Origin of the sequence: Herbiconiux flava (genome assembly GCF_013409865.1) — a bacterium.
GTDB lineage: Bacteria > Actinomycetota > Actinomycetes > Actinomycetales > Microbacteriaceae > Herbiconiux > Herbiconiux flava.
Genome location: NZ_JACCBM010000001.1, coordinates 2,807,071 through 2,825,099, shown reverse-complemented (window position 1 = coordinate 2,825,099; position 18,029 = coordinate 2,807,071). Strand labels below are relative to the sequence as shown.

Annotated in this window: 15 protein-coding genes; 8 read left to right on the top strand and 7 right to left on the bottom strand. The window is 70.4% G+C overall.

Annotated elements, in window-relative coordinates:
* Positions 1–61 precede the first annotated feature (61 nt).
* The gene (locus tag BJ984_RS13545) at positions 62–355 is read left to right on the top strand and encodes a DUF4193 domain-containing protein (protein WP_066038695.1); all 294 of its coding nucleotides are present in this window, start codon (positions 62–64) and stop codon (positions 353–355) included.
* A gap of 22 nt (positions 356–377) precedes the next feature.
* Here the strand turns inward: BJ984_RS13545 and BJ984_RS13540 are convergent, their stop codons facing one another.
* Positions 378–824: a DUF3093 domain-containing protein gene (locus BJ984_RS13540; protein WP_179548457.1), complete on the bottom strand. Its 447-nt coding sequence runs from the start codon at positions 822–824 to the stop codon at positions 378–380.
* Positions 825–892: 68 nt separating this feature from the next.
* Between BJ984_RS13540 and dut the strand changes: the two genes are divergently transcribed.
* The 6 genes from dut to dxs all read left to right on the top strand — a co-directional run bounded on the left by dut (position 893) and on the right by dxs (position 10,324).
* Entirely contained in the window at positions 893–1,351 is a 459-nt protein-coding gene (dut, locus tag BJ984_RS13535; RefSeq protein WP_173181087.1) for a dUTP diphosphatase, read from the top strand.
* Complete coding sequence (locus BJ984_RS13530; protein ID WP_179548456.1) at positions 1,348–2,052, top strand: DUF3710 domain-containing protein; 705 nt, start codon at positions 1,348–1,350, stop codon at positions 2,050–2,052. Before dut ends, BJ984_RS13530 begins: the two co-directional genes overlap by 4 nt.
* 4 nt (positions 2,053–2,056) lie before the next feature.
* A complete protein-coding gene (locus BJ984_RS13525) occupies positions 2,057–2,800 on the top strand; it encodes a DUF3159 domain-containing protein (RefSeq protein WP_271206557.1) in 744 nt (247 codons plus the stop codon).
* Entirely contained in the window at positions 2,800–5,208 is a 2,409-nt protein-coding gene (locus BJ984_RS13520; RefSeq protein ID WP_179548455.1) for an HAD-IC family P-type ATPase, read from the top strand. Before BJ984_RS13525 ends, BJ984_RS13520 begins: the two co-directional genes overlap by 1 nt.
* A gap of 153 nt (positions 5,209–5,361) precedes the next feature.
* On the top strand, positions 5,362–8,178 hold the full coding sequence (gene acnA / locus BJ984_RS13515; RefSeq protein WP_179548454.1) for an aconitate hydratase AcnA: 2,817 nt from the start codon (positions 5,362–5,364) through the stop codon (positions 8,176–8,178).
* A 145-nt stretch (positions 8,179–8,323) separates the two neighbouring features.
* Positions 8,324–10,324, top strand: coding sequence for a 1-deoxy-D-xylulose-5-phosphate synthase (dxs, locus tag BJ984_RS13510; protein ID WP_179548453.1), 2,001 nt, complete (start codon positions 8,324–8,326; stop codon positions 10,322–10,324).
* Positions 10,325–10,365: 41 nt separating this feature from the next.
* Here the strand turns inward: dxs and BJ984_RS13505 are convergent, their stop codons facing one another.
* The 5 genes from BJ984_RS13505 to BJ984_RS13485 all read right to left on the bottom strand — a co-directional run bounded on the left by BJ984_RS13505 (position 10,366) and on the right by BJ984_RS13485 (position 16,256).
* On the bottom strand, positions 10,366–10,926 hold the full coding sequence (locus tag BJ984_RS13505) for a dihydrofolate reductase family protein (protein WP_179548452.1): 561 nt from the start codon (positions 10,924–10,926) through the stop codon (positions 10,366–10,368).
* 73 nt (positions 10,927–10,999) lie between these two features.
* On the bottom strand, positions 11,000–13,144 hold the full coding sequence (locus BJ984_RS13500; RefSeq protein ID WP_179548451.1) for a 3-hydroxyacyl-CoA dehydrogenase NAD-binding domain-containing protein: 2,145 nt from the start codon (positions 13,142–13,144) through the stop codon (positions 11,000–11,002).
* The gene (locus tag BJ984_RS13495) at positions 13,141–14,349 is read right to left on the bottom strand and encodes a thiolase family protein (RefSeq protein WP_179548450.1); all 1,209 of its coding nucleotides are present in this window, start codon (positions 14,347–14,349) and stop codon (positions 13,141–13,143) included. Before BJ984_RS13495 ends, BJ984_RS13500 begins: the two co-directional genes overlap by 4 nt.
* 70 nt (positions 14,350–14,419) lie before the next feature.
* Positions 14,420–15,622: a ribonuclease D gene (locus tag BJ984_RS13490; RefSeq protein WP_179549466.1), complete on the bottom strand. Its 1,203-nt coding sequence runs from the start codon at positions 15,620–15,622 to the stop codon at positions 14,420–14,422.
* Positions 15,623–15,659: 37 nt separating this feature from the next.
* Positions 15,660–16,256, bottom strand: a complete 597-nt coding sequence (locus BJ984_RS13485; RefSeq protein WP_173181078.1) for a DUF3000 domain-containing protein — start codon at positions 16,254–16,256, stop codon at positions 15,660–15,662.
* Between the two features lie 72 nt (positions 16,257–16,328).
* Here BJ984_RS13485 and BJ984_RS13480 point away from each other — a divergent pair, with 72 nt between their 5' ends.
* The gene (locus tag BJ984_RS13480) at positions 16,329–17,519 is read left to right on the top strand and encodes an alpha/beta hydrolase family protein (protein ID WP_271206558.1); all 1,191 of its coding nucleotides are present in this window, start codon (positions 16,329–16,331) and stop codon (positions 17,517–17,519) included.
* Between the two features lie 30 nt (positions 17,520–17,549).
* Here BJ984_RS13480 and BJ984_RS13475 read toward each other — a convergent pair whose 3' ends face one another.
* A complete protein-coding gene (locus BJ984_RS13475) occupies positions 17,550–17,987 on the bottom strand; it encodes a SufE family protein (protein WP_179548449.1) in 438 nt (145 codons plus the stop codon).
* Positions 17,988–18,029 lie beyond the last annotated feature (42 nt).

The window sequence follows — 18,029 nt, the reverse complement described above, 5'->3', positions numbered from 1 at the left end:
CAATGATGCAAACTAACGCCGCCGATTTGGTTAAACGGCTGTATTCAAGAAGTGGATGGGCATGGCGACTGATTACGACGCACCGCGCAAGACCGACGACGACTCGGACTCGATCGAAGCGCTGAAGGAGCGAGTTCCGGACAAGATGTCCGGCGTCGTAGATGTCGATGACGCCGACAACCCGGGTGGTTTCGAACTCCCCGGGGCCGACCTCTCCGACCTCGACCTGGATGTCGTCGTCCTGCCCCCGCAGGCCGACGAGTTCACCTGTGTGAGCTGCTTCCTGGTGAAGCACCGCTCCCAGATCGATCACGAGGAGAAGCTCGGCGCCATCTGCGTGGAGTGCGCCTCCTAGAGGCCCTGCACGCGAGGCGCGCCTAGCGCACCGTCACCGCATCGATGAGATCGCCGGGACGCCGGCTCGACACCAGCCAGTAGGGTGTCGGGTCCAGCGGATCGGCGATTCGCATTTTAACGACCGGCTTGATCCAGCCCCGGATGCAGAGGAAGGCGCGCGCATCGAGACGGGTGCCCCGCTCGGCGAAGGCCTCCGGGCCCTCGTAAGCCGTGCATCCGCCGAGAAGATCGAGGGCGATGGATGCGCGGCCGACCCTGAGCCGGCCACCGGACACCTCGATCACCGGCGCGGTCGCGACCAGCACGGCCAGCACCCCCGCGTACAGCACGAGCCCGACGGCGGTGCCGACCGCGAGCCCCGGCACCGCGGTCACCGGCGCGAACACCAGGATGCTCGCGGGGATGACGAGGGCGGTGGCCACGAAGACCCAGAGCGACGGGGTGAGCCGTTCCCGATAGTGCGACATGGCTCTATTCGATCATCCTTTGCGGGGGAGGCCCGACAGCCCGGCAGCGGATGCCCTAGCCTCGTCTCGTGACTTCCACCACCGAGATCCTGATCACCGCGCCCGAGGTGCCGGAGTACGCCCACCCCGGGGACGCCGGGGCCGACCTCCGCTCCGCAGAGGCGCTCACCCTCGCGCCCGGTGAACGGCGGCTCGTCGGCACGGGCGTCTCGATCGCGCTGCCCGACGGCTTCGCCGCCTTCGTGGTGCCGCGCTCGGGGCTGGCCGCGAAGCACGGCATCACCATCGTCAACTCCCCGGGCACCGTCGACGCGGGCTATCGCGGCGAGATCAAGGTCGCCCTCCTGAACACCGACAGCGCAGTGCCGTACGATATCGCCGTCGGCGACAGAATCGCGCAACTGATCGTGATGCCGGTGACACGAGCCGTGTTCGTGCCCGTCGAGACGCTCCCCGGGAGCGATCGCGGGCAGGGCGGCTTCGGGTCGACCGGATACTCGTCGCCCACGAACGGAAACCAGTCATGACCGACAACGAACTCGTGCCAGAAGAGCCCACCGAGGGCGAGCTGGCGACCACCGGCGGCGCCGACGGCACCACCGCCACCGGCGACGACGCCGCGGAGGTCGTCGACCGCGACGCCAAGTCCGCTCCCGCCGACCGCGCGACCGACGGCCCCTTCGACGCCACCGAGGCCAACCCCGCCCGGCCCTACGTCGACCTCGGCGGCCTCAAGATCCTGCCCCGCGAGGGGCTGCACCTCCGCCTGGAGGTGGAGGAGGGCACCAATCGCGTCGTCGCGGTGGGCCTCGACTACGCCGGGTCGACGCTGCAGGTGCAGGCGTTCGCCGCGCCCCGCTCCACCGGGCTGTGGCACGAGATCCGCGAGCAGATCGAGGACCAGATCCTCAAGCAGGGCGGGAAGAGCACCGCGCAGGTGGGCCCGTTCGGCCCCGAGCTGGTGGCCGGCGTGCCCGCCACGGCGCCCGACGGCACGCAGGGCATGCGCATCGCCCGGTTCATCGGCGTCGACGGCCCGCGCTGGCTGCTGCGTGGCGTGATCGCCGGCGAGGCCATCCAGAACCCCACCGCCAAGACGGCCGTCGAGGAGCTGTTCCGCAGCGTCGTCGTGGTGCGCGGCACGCAACCGATGCCGCCGCGCGACCTGATCCCGCTGAGCATCCCGAAGACCGCGGCCTCGGGCGGCGCGGCCCCTGCCGGCAGTTGATCCGGTGAGCGACGCCGGCCCCGGGCGCGATGCAGAGCGCCAGCCCACCTTCCACGAGGCGTTCGCCCAGGCGGCCCGGAACGCCGGCATCGGGCAGGTGAAGCCGGGGGAGACCCCGTCGGGCTCCTCGCTGCTGCGGGCCATCGGCGGCGTGCGCGGCCTGATCGAGTCGATCCTGCCCGGGCTCGCCTTCCTCGTGATCTACACGTTCACGAAAGACCTGGTGCTCGCGGTCGTCGCGCCGGTGGCCGTGTCGGTCGTCTTCGTGCTCGTGCGGCTCGTCACCCGCAGCGCGCCGATGCCGGCCGTCGCCGGGCTGCTCGGCGTCGGTGTCTCGGCGGCGCTGGCGCTGTTCACGGGCCGGGCCGAGGACAACTTCCTCGTCGGCATCGCGATCAACACGGTCTGCCTGATCGTGCTGCTGGTCTCCCTCATCCTGCGCCGGCCGCTGATCGGCGTGATCGTGGGCCTCCTGGCCAACGACCCGGCCGGCTACCGCTCCGATCCCGCCAAGGGCCGGGTCGTGCTGGTCGCGACCTGGTGCTGGGTGGGGCTGTTCGCCGCCCGGCTGCTGTTCGAGCTGCCGCTCTACCTCGCGGGGGAGACGACGCTGCTCGGCTCGGTGAAGCTGATCATGGGCGTGCCGCTGTACGCCGGGCTGCTCTGGGTGACCTGGCTGCTCGTGCGGGCGGCCTACGCCAAGCCGACGGCCGGCGCCGATCCCGCTCCGTCCGAGACGGCCGGCTAGTGACCACGCCGGGGGAGCGCGTCGGTGCGGGGGAGGCACCGGGGCTGAGCGCCGAGGAGGTCGCCGAGCGGGTCGCCCGCGGGCAGACGAACGAGCAGGACTCGTCGCTGTCGCGGTCGGTCTCGAGCATCCTGCGGGAGAACGTGCTCACGTTCTTCAACGGCATCCTCACCGCCTGCTTCATCGCCGTGCTGCTGCTCGGCGACCTCGGCGACGGCCTGTTCTTCGGCATCGTCGTCGTCAACTCGCTGATCGGCATCGTGCAGGAGCTGCGCGCCAAGCGCAGCCTCGAGCGCCTCGCGCTGCTCTCGGCCCCCGAGACCGCGGTGCGCCGCGGCGGCGCCGTCGTGATCGTGCGGCCCGAGCAGATCGTGCTCGACGACCTGATGCTGCTGCGGCCGGGCGACCAGGTCACCGCCGACGCCACCCTCGGCAGCGCCAGCGATCTGCTGGTCGACGAGTCCATGCTCACCGGTGAGTCGGAACCGGTGGCCAAGCATCCGGGCGACAAGGTGCTGTCGGGTTCGCTGGTGGTGTCGGGCACCGCCGAGGCGACCGTCACGGCGGTCGGCGCCGACTCCTACGCCAACACGCTGACCCGCGAGATCAAGCGCCACTCCGTGGTGTACTCCGAGCTCAGGGCCGCCACCACGCGCATCCTGGTGTACCTCACCTGGCTGCTGCTGCCGATCATCGCGATCGTCGTGATCGGGCGGGTGATCGCCTACAGCGGCGACGGCACGAGCCCCGAGGACTTCCGTCAGGCCGGCATCGACACGGTCGCCGCCGTGGTCGGCATGATCCCGGAAGGGCTGGTGCTGCTGACGAGCCTCGCGTTCGGGGTCGCGGTGATCCAGCTCGGGCGGCAGAAGGTGCTCGTGCAGGAGCTCGCCGCGGTCGAGGTGCTGGCCCGCGTCGACGTGCTCTGCCTCGACAAGACCGGCACGCTCACCACCGGCGAGATCGGCTTCGAGCGGCTCGTCACGATCGATCCGCCGGCGGGCTCGCCGTTCCCGCCCTTCGCCGACGCCGAGCTCGACGCCGTGCTCGGCCTGATCGCCCACGACGTCGCCGCCAACCAGACCGCCCTCGCCCTGCGCTCGCACTTCGACGCCGACGGCGGCACGGTCGTCGAGCGGCTGCCGTTCAACTCGCGCCGCGCCTTCAGCGCCGTCACCTTCGATCGGGAGGGCAGCCGCGAGACCTGGCTGCTCGGCGCCCCCGAACGCCTGCTCGAGGGGTTCCCGGATGCATTGGCCGCCGCCCAGGGCATCGCCGCCGGCGGCCGGCGCGCGCTGGCACTCGGCCGCGGCACGGGCCTGGCCTCCGACTACTCCGAGCGGGTCACCCCGGGCGAGGGCTTCCGGCCCGCGGCGATCGCGGTCTTCCACGAGACGGTGCGAACGGATGCGCGGCCGACGCTCGACTACTTCGACGAGCAGGGCGTGCGGGTCGTCGTGCTCTCGGGCGACAACCCGGTCACCGTCGGCGCGATCGCAAGGGAGCTCGGCCTGCCGGGCGAGGCGCGGGACGCCTCGACCCTCGTCTCCGACGAGGAGCTCGTCGAGGCGCTGGCCGGCACCAGCGTCTACGGGCGCGTCGCCCCCGAGCAGAAGCGCCGGGTCGTGCACCAGCTGCAGGCCGACGGCCACACCGTCGCCATGACGGGCGACGGCGTCAACGACGCCATGGCGGTCAAGGACGCCGACCTCGGCATCGCGATGGGCAACGCCACCCCGGCCACCCGGGCGGTCTCGCGCATCGTGCTGCTCGAGGGCCGCTTCGACCGGCTGCCGACCGTGCTCGACTACGCCCGCCGGGTGATCGCCAACGTGGAGCGGGTGTCGAACCTCTTCCTGACGAAGACGGTCTACGGGATCGTGCTCGCCGTGGTGGTCGCCGTGCTGCTCTGGCGCTTCCCGTTCCTGCCCCGCCAGATGACGCTGGTGTCGACGCTGGCGATCGGCATCCCGTCGTTCTTCCTCGCCCTGGCCCCGAACCGGCGGCGCTACCGGCCGGGGGTGCTGAAGCGCATCCTGAGCTTCTCGATCCCGTCGGGACTGATCGCCTCGGCGGCCGTGATCGCCTCGTTCGCGGTGCTGAGCGAGCTGCTGCCGCTGGACGAGACCCGGAGCCTCGTGACGATCACCCTGTTCATCGTGTCGCTCTGGGTGCTGAGCGTGCTGGCGCGGCCGTTCTCGAAGGCGCGGCTCGCCCTGATCGGCTCGGTCACGCTCGCCTTCGCGGTGTCGTTCACGATCCCGATCGCCCGGGACTTCTTCGCCCTCGAGGTGCCCGGGCTGCCCGGTCTCGCCTTCGCGGTCGGCGTCGGCGTGGTGGGCGCGGCCGGTATCGAGCTCTGGTACCGCATCGCCCGCTCGAAGGGCCTCGTCTCCGACCGGGAGTGAGACGGCGGCCGGGTGCTATATTTATCTTGACGTCAAGATAAATCAATCAGGCGTGAACCGGCTTCCGGGGCCTTTTCGGTAAGGGTTCCCTTGCTAGCCATTCACCCTTCTCACGCACAAGGATTGTCGTGAGTCAGCGAAGGTGAGGTCGACGTGTCGGCAGTCAACAGTTTCGGTTCGAAAGACACTCTGAAGGTCGGAGACGCCTCGTACGAGGTGTTCCGCATCGATCAGGTGCCGGGCCACGAGAAGCTCCCGTTCAGCCTCAAGGTGCTGCTCGAGAACCTCCTCCGCACCGAGGACGGTGCGAACATCACGGCCGAGCACATCTCGGCAATCGGCGACTGGGTGCCCACGGCGGAGCCCGACACCGAGATCCAGTTCACGCCCTCGCGCGTGGTCATGCAGGACTTCACCGGCGTGCCGTGCATCGTCGACCTCGCCACCATGCGCGAGGCCGTCAGTGCCCTCGGCGGCGACCCGGCGAAGATCAATCCGCTGGCGCCCGCCGAGCTCGTCATCGACCACTCGGTCATCGCCGACCTGTTCGGCACCGAGAACGCGCTGCAGCGCAACGTCGAGATCGAGTACGAGCGCAACGGCGAGCGGTACCAGTTCCTGCGCTGGGGCCAGACGGCGTTCGACGACTTCAAGGTCGTGCCGCCCGGAACGGGCATCGTGCACCAGGTCAACATCGAGTACCTGGCGCGCGTCACCTACACCCGTGAGGTCGGGGGAGTCCTCCGCGCCTACCCCGACACCTGCGTCGGCACCGACTCGCACACCACGATGGTCAACGGCCTGGGCGTGCTCGGCTGGGGCGTCGGTGGCATCGAGGCCGAGGCGGCCATGCTCGGCCAGCCCGTGTCGATGCTCATCCCCAAGGTCGTGGGCTTCAAGCTCTCCGGCTCCATCCCGCCCGGAGTCACGGCGACCGACGTGGTGCTCACCATCACCGAGATGGTGCGCAAGCACGGTGTCGTCGGCAAGTTCGTCGAGTTCTACGGCGAGGGCGTCGGTCAGGTTCCGCTCGCGAACCGCGCCACCATCGGCAACATGAGCCCCGAGTTCGGCTCGACCGCCGCCATGTTCCCGATCGACGACGTCACCCTCGACTACCTGCGCTTCACCGGCCGCAGCGATGAGCAGGTCGCTCTGGTCGAGGCCTACTCGAAGCTGCAGAAGCTCTGGCACGACCCGGCGCAGGAGCCCGAGTTCAGCGAGTACCTCGAGCTCGACCTCAGCACCGTGGTGCCCTCGATCTCGGGCCCGAAGCGTCCGCAGGACCGTGTGGAGCTCAGCGTCGCGAAGGAGACCTTCGTGCGCGACCTGGCCGACTACGCCACGCAGGACCTGTCCCGCGTCGACGCCGCGGTGGAGGACACCTTCCCGGCATCCGACCCGATCGGCTTCACCCCGCAGGACGAGAACTCGGCCCACGAGGTCTCGCACTCCCACGTCAGCCACGCCCCCGGCGACCTGTCGAAGCCCACCCGGGTCGAGACCCCCGCCGGCGAGAGCTACACGCTCGACCATGGAGCCGTCGCGGTCGCCGCCATCACCTCGTGCACCAACACCTCGAACCCGAGCGTCATGCTCGCGGCGGGCCTGCTGGCACGCAACGCGAACAAGCTGGGCCTGAAGGCCAAGCCGTGGGTCAAGACCACGCTCGCCCCGGGCTCGAAGGTCGTCACCGACTACTACGCCAAGGCCGGCCTCACCGACGACCTGGAGGCCCTCGGCTTCTACACCGTCGGCTACGGCTGCACCGTCTGCATCGGCAACACCGGCCCGCTGATCGACGAGGTCAGCGCCGCCATCAACGAGAACGACCTCGCCGTCACCGCGGTGCTCTCGGGCAACCGCAACTTCGAGGGCCGCATCTCGCCCGATGTGAAGATGAACTACCTGGCGTCGCCGCCGCTCGTCATCGCCTACGCGCTGGCCGGCTCGATGAACTTCGACTTCGAGGTCGACCCGCTGGGTCAGGACTCGCAGGGGAACGACGTGTTCCTGAAGGACATCTGGCCCGATGCGGCGGAGGTGCAGGCCACGATCGACTCCTCGATCGACACGGGCATGTTCACCCACCAGTACTCGAGCGTCTTCGAGGGCGACGAGCGCTGGCGGTCGCTGCCGACGCCCACCGGCCCGACCTTCGAGTGGGACGCGCAGTCCACCTACGTGCGGAAGCCCCCGTACTTCGAGGGCATGACGCTCGAGACCACCCCGGTCTCCGACATCACGGGCGCCCGCGTGCTCGCGAAGCTCGGCGACTCGGTCACGACCGACCACATCAGCCCGGCCGGCAACATCAAGGCCGACAGCCCCGCCGGCCGCTACCTCGACGAGCACGGCGTCGACCGCAAGGACTACAACTCCTACGGCTCGCGTCGTGGCAACCACGAGGTGATGATCCGCGGCACCTTCGCGAACATCCGCCTGAAGAACCAGCTCCTCGACGGCGTAGAGGGTGGCTACACCCGCGACTTCACGCGGGAGGGCGGACCGCAGTCGTTCATCTACGACGCCTCCGAGAACTACCAGGCGGCCGGCACGCCGCTGGTGATCTTCGGCGGCAAGGAGTACGGCTCCGGCTCGTCGCGCGACTGGGCGGCGAAGGGCACCTCGCTTCTCGGCGTGAAGGCCGTCATCGTCGAGAGCTTCGAGCGCATCCACCGCTCGAACCTGATCGGCATGGGCGTCGTGCCGCTGCAGTTCCCGGCCGGCGAGAGCTGGGCGTCGCTCGGTCTCGACGGCACCGAGATCGTCTCGATCGCGGGCATCGAGGAGCTCAACTCCGGCAGCACGCCGAAGACGGTGCGCGTCACCGCCGAGCCCAGCGAGTCGTCGGCCCCCGGCAAGTCGACCATCACCTTCGACGCCGTGGTGCGCATCGACACCCCTGGTGAGGCGGACTACTACCGCAACGGCGGCATCCTGCAGTACGTGCTGCGCAGCCTGGTCTGATCCGTGACCGACAGCTGATCAGCGACCGACAGCGAGCGGTGGGAGCCTCCGGGCCCCACCGCTCCGTCGTTCCGGGCGCATCCCCAGGTGGCCTTTCCGAGCGGCGTAGACTGCGAATTCAGCTGGGCGTGGGAAGGTGGAAGGTATGAGCCTGCTCGAACAGATCCGGGGTCCGCGTGATCTCGACGCCCTCTCGACCGAGGAGCTCGAAGTCCTCGCGGCCGAGGTACGGGCGTTCCTCGTGGCCGAGGTCTCGAAGACCGGGGGGCACCTGGGGCCGAATCTCGGCGTGGTCGAGACGACCATCGCCATCCACCGGGTCTTCGACTCACCGCGCGACGCCATCGTCTTCGATACGGGCCACCAGTCCTACGTGCACAAGATGCTCACCGGGCGCCAGGACTTCTCGATGCTGCGCCAGAAGGGCGGCCTCGCCGGCTACCCGCAGCGCTCCGAGAGCCCGCACGACGTCGTGGAGTCCTCGCACGCGTCGAGCTCCCTCTCCTGGGCCGACGGCATCTCCCGCGCCTTCGAGATGACCGGCCAGACCGACCGGCACGTCGTCGCCGTGGTGGGCGACGGCGCCCTCACCGGCGGCATGACCTGGGAGGCGCTGAACAACATCAGCGACGACAACTCCCGCAACCTGGTCATCATCGTCAACGACAACGGCCGCTCCTACGCACCGACCATCGGCGGCATGGCTCGGTACCTCAACGGGGTGCGCACCGCATCCAAGTACCAGCAGCTCCACCAGTCGAGCCGTCGCCTGTTCGACCACCTCGGCGCTCCCGGCCGCGCGCTCTACCGCGGCGCCCGCGGCGGCCTGCACGGCTTCCTCAGCCGCCTCACGAACAACGCCGCGCTCTACGCCAACCTCGACATCAAGTACGTCGGCCCCATCGACGGCCACGACGTGCGGGCGATGGAAGAGGCGCTGCGCCAGGCGAAGGACTACGCGGCGCCCGTCATCGTGCACGCCATCACCGAGAAGGGCCGCGGCTACGAGCCCGCCCTCGCCGACGTGGCCGACCAGTTCCACGCCGTGGGCCAGATCGACCCCGAGACGGGCGAGCCGATCGGCTCCTCGGGCGCCCCGTCCTGGACGGGCGTGTTCGCCGACGAGATCGTGGTGCAGGCCGAGAACGACCCGACGATCGTCGGCATCACCGCCGCGATGCTGCGCCCCACCGGGCTGCACAAGTTCGCCGAGCGCTTCCCGTCGCGCGTGCTCGACGTCGGCATCGCCGAGCAGCACGCCGTCACCTCCGCCGCCGGCCTCGCCTTCGGCGGGCTGCACCCGGTCGTGGCGCTCTACGCCACCTTCGTGAACCGCGCCTTCGACCAGATCCTGATGGACGTCGGGCTGCACCAGGCCGGCGTCACCTTCGTGCTCGACCGGGCCGGCGTCACCGGGCCCGACGGGGCGAGCCACCACGGCATGTGGGACCTCGCCATCCTCCAGGTGGTGCCGCGCATCCGTCTCGCCGCCCCCCGTGACGCCGAGCGTCTGCGTGAGGAGCTCGCCGAGGCCGTGCGCGTCACCGACGCGCCGACCGTCATCCGCTTCCCGAAGGGCTCCGTGGGGCCTGAGCTCGTGGCGCTCCGCCGCACCGGCGACGGTGTCGACGTGCTGCGCGAGGGCGAGTCGAAGGACGTGCTGATCGTCGCCGTGGGCACCATGGCCACCATCGCCCTCGACGTCGCCGAGCTGCTCGCCGAGCAGGGCATCGGGTGCACCGTGGTCGACCCGCGCTGGGTCGTTCCCGTGCCATGGAGCATCATCGAGCTGTCGGATGCGCACCGCATCGTCGTGACGATCGAGGACGGCGTGCGAGTCGGCGGCATCGGCACGCGCATCCGTCAGGACCTGCGTGAGGCGGGCGTCGACACCGCCGTCACCGAGCTCGGGCTGCCCGACGAGTTCCTCGAGCACGCGACCCGCGAGCAGATCCTCGAGCGCGTGGGACTCACTCCGACGCAGATCGCCGAAGACCTCGTGGCGCAGGTGCGTGGCAACAAGATCCCGATCGCCCGTCCCGTCGACTCCCGCCCCGCCTCCGCGGGCCCGTCCTCGTCGCACCCCGACGCGGCGGCGCCTTCGGCCGACACCGGCTCGACCCCCTTCCACCCCGCCAGCCGCTGAGCGCGGCTGCCTGATCGTCTGCCGTGGCGGCCTGCGCCCGCTCAGGGCCGAGGGAGGGCGTAGCGCGTGCTGATCGCGCCACTCGGATGCACGTGCGTGCCCGAGGCGATCAGAACGCCGCTCGTGGCAGCGATGGGCAGGAGCGGTGTACCCGCGCCGAGCACCACGGGCATCGTCGTCAGCACGATCTCGTCGAGGAGCCCCGCGTCGGCCACCTGCGCCGCGACGTCACCCCCGCCCACGATCCAGATGTTGCGACCGTCCGCCGCCTCGACCCACTGCGCGTGCAGCTCGGCGACGTCGCCGCGGGCGAACCGCAGCTCACCCTCCTGCTGCTCGGGCAGGGGCAGCGGACGCGAGCTCAGCACCCACGACACCTGCTCGGGATAGGCCCACGGCCCGCCCTCGGCCAGCACGAACTCGTAGGTGGCCGAGCCCATCACGACCACACCCACCTCGGCCAAGAACGCGTCGTACTCGTCCTGGAACTCCTCGAAGGCGAACTGCAGCAGCCACTCCAGGCCGCCCTCCCGGTCGGCGATGTAGCCGTCGACCGAGGCCGCCACGTAGTACTGCGTCTTCCCACTGCGTCCCGTCACCATGCCCCCACCGTAGAAGCGGCCACCGACACCCGGGAGGGTGCGGTGGCCGCTTCGAGGGGCGAGAGCCGAGGGGCTACTCGACGCCCTTGATCAGGGGGTGGTGGAAGGTGTCGCCGAAGGCGCGCTCCGAGGCGCCCACCCGGTCGAGGTACGGCGTGAGACCGCCCATCTGGAACGGGTAGCCGGCGCCGAGGATGAGGCAGAGGTCGATGTCCTCCGCCGCGTGCACCACGTCGTCCTCGAGCATGCGGTGCACCTCGTCGGCCAGCCCGTCTTCGACACGGCGGGCGATCTCGTCGGCGGTCATCGGCGTGCCGGTGCCCTTCGGCGGGGTGACGATCTTGACCGCGGTCTTGTCGAAGCCCTTGATCTTGCCCTTGTCGTCGCGATCGAAGATGCGGCCGTGCTCGGCGAGCGCATGCAGGTTCGTGCTCTCGAAGAAGCGGTCGGGGAACGCCGCATGGTGCGTGTCGAGCACGTGCGCACCGACTTTGAGGCCGACCAGCTCGAGCAGCTCAAACGGGGTCATCGGCAGGCCGAAGCGGTCGAGCGCGTGGTTCATCACCTCGAACGGGGTGCCCGTGTCGACCGCGTGCATCGCCTCGCCCAGCACCTTGGCCAGCACGCGGTTGACCACGAAGCCGGGGGTGTCACGCGTGATGACGGCGGTCTTCTTCAGCTTCGCCGCCACGCCCATCGCCGTCGCCAGCGTGGCCTCGTCGGTGGCCGGGGCGTTCACCACCTCGATCAGCGGCATCACCGCCACGGGGTTGAAGAAGTGGAAGCCGACCAGCCGCTCGGGGTGAGCGAGCTTCGCCCCGATCTGCTCCACCGAGAGCGACGAGGTGTTGGTGGCGAGCACCGCGGTCTCGGAGACGTGCTTCTCGATCTCGGCGAAGACGTCCTGCTTCACACCGAGCTCCTCGAAGACGGCCTCGATCACCCAGTCGGCGTCGGCGAACTCCGCCTTGTCGGTGGTGCCCGAGACGAGTGCATTGAGGCGGTTCGACTCGTCGCTGGAGATGCGGCCCTTCGACAGCAGCGTGGCGATCTCGCCGCGGATGTACTCCAGGCCCTTGTCGACCCGCGACTGGTCGAGGTCGGTGATGACCACCGGCACCTGCAGGCGGCGCACGAACAGCAGCGCGAACTGCGAGGCCATCAGGCCGGCGCCGATGACGCCCACCTTCGTGACCTTCTTGGCCAGCGCCTTGTCGGGGGCGCCGGCGGGCTTCTTGGCGCGCTTCTGCACCAGGTTGAAGGCGTAGATGCTCGCGCGGAACTGGTCGCCCGCGATGAGCTCGGCCAGCGCCTCGTCCTCCCGCTCGAAGCCCTCCTCGGGCGTGCCCGACTTCGCGGCCTTCAGCAAGTCGAGCGCGCGGTACGGCGACTTCGCGACCGTGCCGATGCGCGACTCGAGCATCTTGCGGGCGATGCCCACCGCCGCATCCCACTTCACCAGGCGCTCGACCTTGCCGGGCTCGTTCGGGCGCTTCACCTTCACGGCTCCCGTGAGCACGCCGTCGGCCCACTTCAGCGAGTCCTCGAGGTAGTTGCCCGGCCCGAAGATCGCGTCGGCGATGCCGAGATCGAAGGCCTCCTGTCCCTTGAGCGTGCGGTTGTTCTTGAGCGGATTCTCGATCACGACCTTGAGGGCGTTCTCGATGCCGATCAGGTTCGGCAGCAGGTAGGCGCCGCCCCAGCCCGGGATGATGCCGAGAAAGACCTCGGGCAGCGCGAGCGCCGGCGTCGAAGAGTCGATGGTGCGGTAGTCGGCGGCCAGGGCCACCTCGACACCGCCGCCGAGCGCGAGCCCGTTGACGAAGGCGAAGCTCGGCACGCCGATCTTCTTCATCTCGCCGAAGGCGTAGTGACCGAGCTGCGCCATCTTGCGCGCTGCGTCTCTGCTGGGGATCTCGCCGACCTTGCTCAGGTCGGCACCGGCGGCCAGGATGTACGGCTTGCCGGTGACGGCCACCGCGTCGATCTCGCCGGCCGCGGCCCGCGAGCGCAGCCCCTGCAGCGTGTGCAGGTACTCCAGGAGGCCGACCGGCCCGAGCGTGTTGGGCCGGGTGTGGTCGCGCCCGTTGTCGAGCGTGATCAGGGCGAGCGTCTTGCCGCTTCCGAGCGGCACGTCGCGCACCAGCGAGTGCGTGACGACCTCGTCGACCGAGAAGGCCTGGAGATCGGAGAAGTCGATCGTGGAGTAGTCGGTCATCGTGCAGCCTTCGCCTTCTTGTTCCAGTTCGGGTTCTCCCAGATGACGGTGCCGCCCTGGCCGAGGCCCACGCACATCGCGGTGAGGCCGTAGCGCACCTCGGGGTGCTCCTCGAACTGACGCGCGAGCTGGATCATCAGACGCACGCCCGAGGAGGCGAGCGGATGCCCCAGCGCGATCGCGCCGCCGTACTGGTTCACCCGCGGGTCGTCGTCGTCGATCGCGAAGTGGTCGAGGAAGGACAGCACCTGCACGGCGAACGCCTCGTTCAGCTCGAACAGGCCGATGTCGTCGATCGACAGCCCGGCCTTGCGCAGTGCCTTCTCGGTGGACGGCACCGGGCCGATGCCCATGATCTCGGGCTCGACGCCGGCGAAGGCGAACGAGACCAGGCGCATGCGCACGGGCAGGCCGAGCTCGCGGGCCGCGGTCTCGCTCGCGATCAGCGAGGCGGTGGCGCCGTCGTTCAGCCCCGAGGAGTTGCCCGCGGTCACACGGCCGTGCGGGCGGAACGGGGTGCGGAGGCCGGCGAGGCCCTCCATCGTGGTCTCGGGGCGCGGCGCCTCGTCACGCGTGGCGAGCCCCCAGCCCTCACCGCTGCGGATGGCGACCGGCACCAGGTCGGGCTGGATCTTGCCGGCCTCGTAGGCCGCCGTGACCTTCTGCTGGCTGCGCAGCGCGTAGCGATCGGAGCGCTCCTTGGTGAGCTGCGGGAAGCGGTCGTGGATGCGCTCGGCCGTGTTGCCCATGTTGAGCGCCTCGCCGCTGACCAGCCGCTCCGCGAGGAAGCGCGGGTTCGGGTCGGCGTTGAAGCCCATCGGGTGCCGGCCCATGTGCTCGACACCGCCCGCGATGGCGAAGTCGTAGGCGCCGAAGGCGATCGCCCCGGCCACCGTGGTCACGCTCGTCATGGCGCCGGCGCACATGCGGTCGATCGCGTAGCCGGGCACCGAGAGCGGCAGGCCCGCGAGGATGGCGGTGGTTCGCCCGAGGGTGAGCCCCTGGTCGCCCTGCTGGGTGGTCGCCGCGATGGCGACGTCGTCGATGCGGTCTTTGGGGAGCTGCGGGTTGCGCTCGAGCACTCCGGTGATCGCCTTGACCGCGAGGTCGTCGGCGCGGGTCTGCCAGTACATGCCCTTCTCGCCCGCGCGCCCGAAGGGGGTGCGCATTCCATCGACGAAAACGACTTCAGTTCTTTCGGCCACAATGCCTCCTGGTTGGGAACGTCTCGATCGTAGAGGGGGCCCCTGACAGCCAGGAATCGTTTGATTCTTCCTACGAATCGGCTTTCTCGGCCGGATCGGCGCTTTGGTGGGGTTCCACAAAGGCTTGCAGGATCGGCTGTGCAGTGAGTTCAATCTGCCACGGCCGCGCACCGAGCTCGGCGAGGGCCTCCGAGAGGCTCTCGAGGGTGAGCGGGGAGGGCGGGTTCCAGGCCACGCGGCGCAGGAAGTCGGGCGTCAGGAGGTTCTCGAGCGGGATGGCGCGGTCGGCGGAGAGCTCGGCGAGGGCCGTGCGAGCGGTCTTCAGTCGCGCATCCGCCTCGGGATTACGGTCGCCCCAGCTGCGCGGGGGAGGAAGGGTGTCGGTGCCACGGCGCTGCACGGGGATGTCGTCGGTCGTCAGCGCGCGCTCGATGGCGGCCCACCAGCGGTCGATCTCGCTGCGGCTGGCCCGGCCCGAGAACTGCTTCAGCGAGGCGAGCTCGCGGCGCGAGGTGGGCAGGGCGCGGGCGGCGACCATCAGCGAGGCGTCGGGCACGAGACGCCCGGGAGCGGTGTCGGTGGCCCGGGCGAGCTCGTCGCGGGCGAGCCAGAGCTCGCGGGCGGCGGCCAGGTGCCGGTCGGCCCGCAGCGCCGAGACGCCGGTGAGGCGCCGCCACGGCTCGGCGAGCGGCGGCTTGTCCTCCTTCGCCACCACGGCGGCGAACTCCTGCGCGGCGATCTCGAGCTTGCCCTGCTCCTTCAGCAGCACGGCCATCGAGTCGCGCAGGTCGATCAGCAGCTCGACGTCGAGGGCGGCGTACTCGAGCCACGAGGCCGGCAGCGGGCGGGTCGACCAGTCGGCTGCCGAGTGCTCCTTCGCCAGATGGATGCCCAGCAGCTCCTCGACCACGGTGCCGAGCCCGACCCGGGGGATGCCCAGCAGTCGCGCGGCGAGCTCGGTGTCGAAGACGGTGCTCGGCTCGAGTCCGACCTCGCGGAGGCACGGCAGATCCTGACTGGCGGCGTGCAGCACCCACTCGATGTCCCCGATCACCGACTGCAGGGGAGCGAACTCCTCGATCGCGGGCGGGTCGATCAGGAAGGTGCCCGAGCCGCGCCGGTAGAGCTGGATCAGGTAGGCCCGCTGGGAGTAGCGGAAGCCGCTCGCGCGCTCCGCGTCGACGGCGATGGGGCCGTGGCCCGCGGCGATGGCCTCGACCGCGTCGTGGAAGTCGTCGACCGTGGTGATGACGGTGCGCGCCGGGACGGCGATGGGGGCGGGGGATGAAGCCGGTGTCTCGATGGGGTCCTCAGTCACGTCGTGCTCGCCTGGTCTGCAGCATCGTCACCCCGTCGACCACGGGGGGAAGGCCGGCCAGCATGCACAGCAGTTCGCTCCAGCCCTCGACGTGGGCCTGGATGTTGTGGTCGGTGGGGGTCCAGGATGCGCGGAGTTCGATCTGGGCCCCGTCACCCTGCGCCTGCAGCTCGCCGAAGCCGGTCGAGATGATCTTCGTGGCGGTGCCCGAGGCGTTCAGGTAGTTGGCGCCGCGTGCGTCGAGCGCGTCGACGAGCCACGACCAGGCGACGTCGGCCAGGAAGGGGTCGAGCCCGATCTCGGTCTCGAGCGGCGCCTGCGCGAAGCAGACCACCCGGAACTCGCCGCCCCAGGCCTCGGGCCGCTCCTCGTCGTGGAGCAGGATGAACCGCCCCGTGCCGAGCTCGGAGTCGGCGCCGTGCCGGGCGGGCGTGACGTCGGCCGCGAGCGCCACGGCGTTGGGGGCCAGGTTGCCGGGGGCGGGGATCTCGTGCACGACGAGCTCCTCGCGCGTGTCGGCCCGGCGCAGCGAGTCGAGCGCCGCGCCGAACGCCGCCGGAATGTCCGGGCTGAAGGGAGAATCGGGCACGTCTGCAGACTAGAGTTCTTTGCGTTCCACCCGGCGACGGCACGCCGGGTGCCGCACGAAGGGAGAGCCCGCGTGAGCCGTGCGTCGACCCGGCCGGACCTCCGGCCGAACGTCCCCGTCTGGGCCGTGGTCGCCCTCGCCGCCGGAACCGCCGCCACGGTGGTCACCGCCGCCGGCGCCGTGGTCGCGGCGCTGACCTCGCGCGCGATCGTGACCCCGTCACTGCCCGTCGACGACGTGCGCATCCTCGGCTACGACGAGACGGCCCGCACGGTCGACCTCGCCGTCACCGCCGACTCGATCCTGCCCGGCCTCTACAGCCTGCGGTTCTCGGCCGACACCGGTCACGCGAGGATCGGCGAGGTGCTGTCGGTGTCCGACGGGGTCGTGCGGCGCTCGGTGCTGGCCGTCGACTACGGCGACCTCTCCCGCGCGCGGAGCGGCCGGGTCAGCGGCTGGTACTACATCCACCCGAGCGAGCTGGGAGTGGCCGTCGAGGAGGTCGGCATCCCGACCGCGGTGGGCCCGGCCCCCGCCTGGTACGTTCCGGCGGCCGATCCCGCGTCGACCAAGTGGGTCGTTCAGGTGCACGGGCGCGGGGTGCGCCGCGGCGAGACCATCCGGGCGCTGCCGGTCTTCCACGAGCACGGGTACCACGTGCTGCACATCTCCTACCGCAACGACGGCGAGGCCCCGCGCTCGGCCGACGGCCGCTACGCGCTCGGCGACACCGAGTGGGAGGACCTCGACTCGGCGATCACCTGGGCGCACGAGCACGGCGCCCGGGACGTCGTGCTGATGGGCTGGTCGATGGGCGGCGCGATCGCACTGCAGGCGATGGGGCGGGCGCGGCACCGCGAGCTGATCCGGGGGATCGCCCTCGAGTCCCCGGCGGTCGACTGGCGCGAGGTGCTGCGCTTCCAGGGGAGGGCGCGCCGGGTGCCCGAGCTCGTGGGGGATGCGGCCTTCGCCGCCATCACGCACGCGCCGGGCCGCCTCGTGACCGGGCAGCAGCATCCGCTCGATCTCGACCGGCTGGACTTCGTGAAGCGCTCCGACGAGGTCGACGTGCCGGTGCTGCTCATGCACAGCGACGACGACGGCTACGTGCCCTCTGGCGCGTCGCGGAAGCTGGCGGAGGCCCGCCCCGACCTCGTCACCTTCGTGCCGTTCTCGATCGCCCGCCACACGAAGCTCTGGAACTACGACCGGGTGAAGTGGAACCGCGCGATCAGCGACTGGCTGACCGCGAACGGGCTGTAGCGGCCGCGCACGCGCAGTAACAGCTGCGGCTCAGGCCGCGACGCGCTCGCGCAGCTGCCGCTTGGTGCGGCCGAGCATGGCGGTCATCCCCCGGATGCGCAGCAGCGACACCGCCTCGGTCAGACCGATCGTGTTCGGGAAGTCGTCGGGGATGCCGAGCACCTCGTCGACGGTCAGCCCGTCGATGCCCTGCACCAGGATCGAGGCGAAACCGCGCGTGGTGGGCGCTTCGCGCGGCGCGGTCGCGTAGAGGTGCACGACCACGCCGTCGACCTCGACGAAGATGAACACCGGCGACTGGCATTCCTCGACCCGCTCCAGCAGATCGGGGTGCTCGCTGTAGCGCGGGGGCAGCTCGGGCAGCTCGTTCGCGAACTCGAGCAGCATCTCGAGCCGCTCGCGCTGTTCGAGGGCGAGGAAGTCGTCACGGATCTCGGCGAGCGTCGCCGGCAGCTGGTTCTCGGTCATCCCTTCAAGTATGCGCGCCGCCGGGGCGACCGGCGCCCCGGC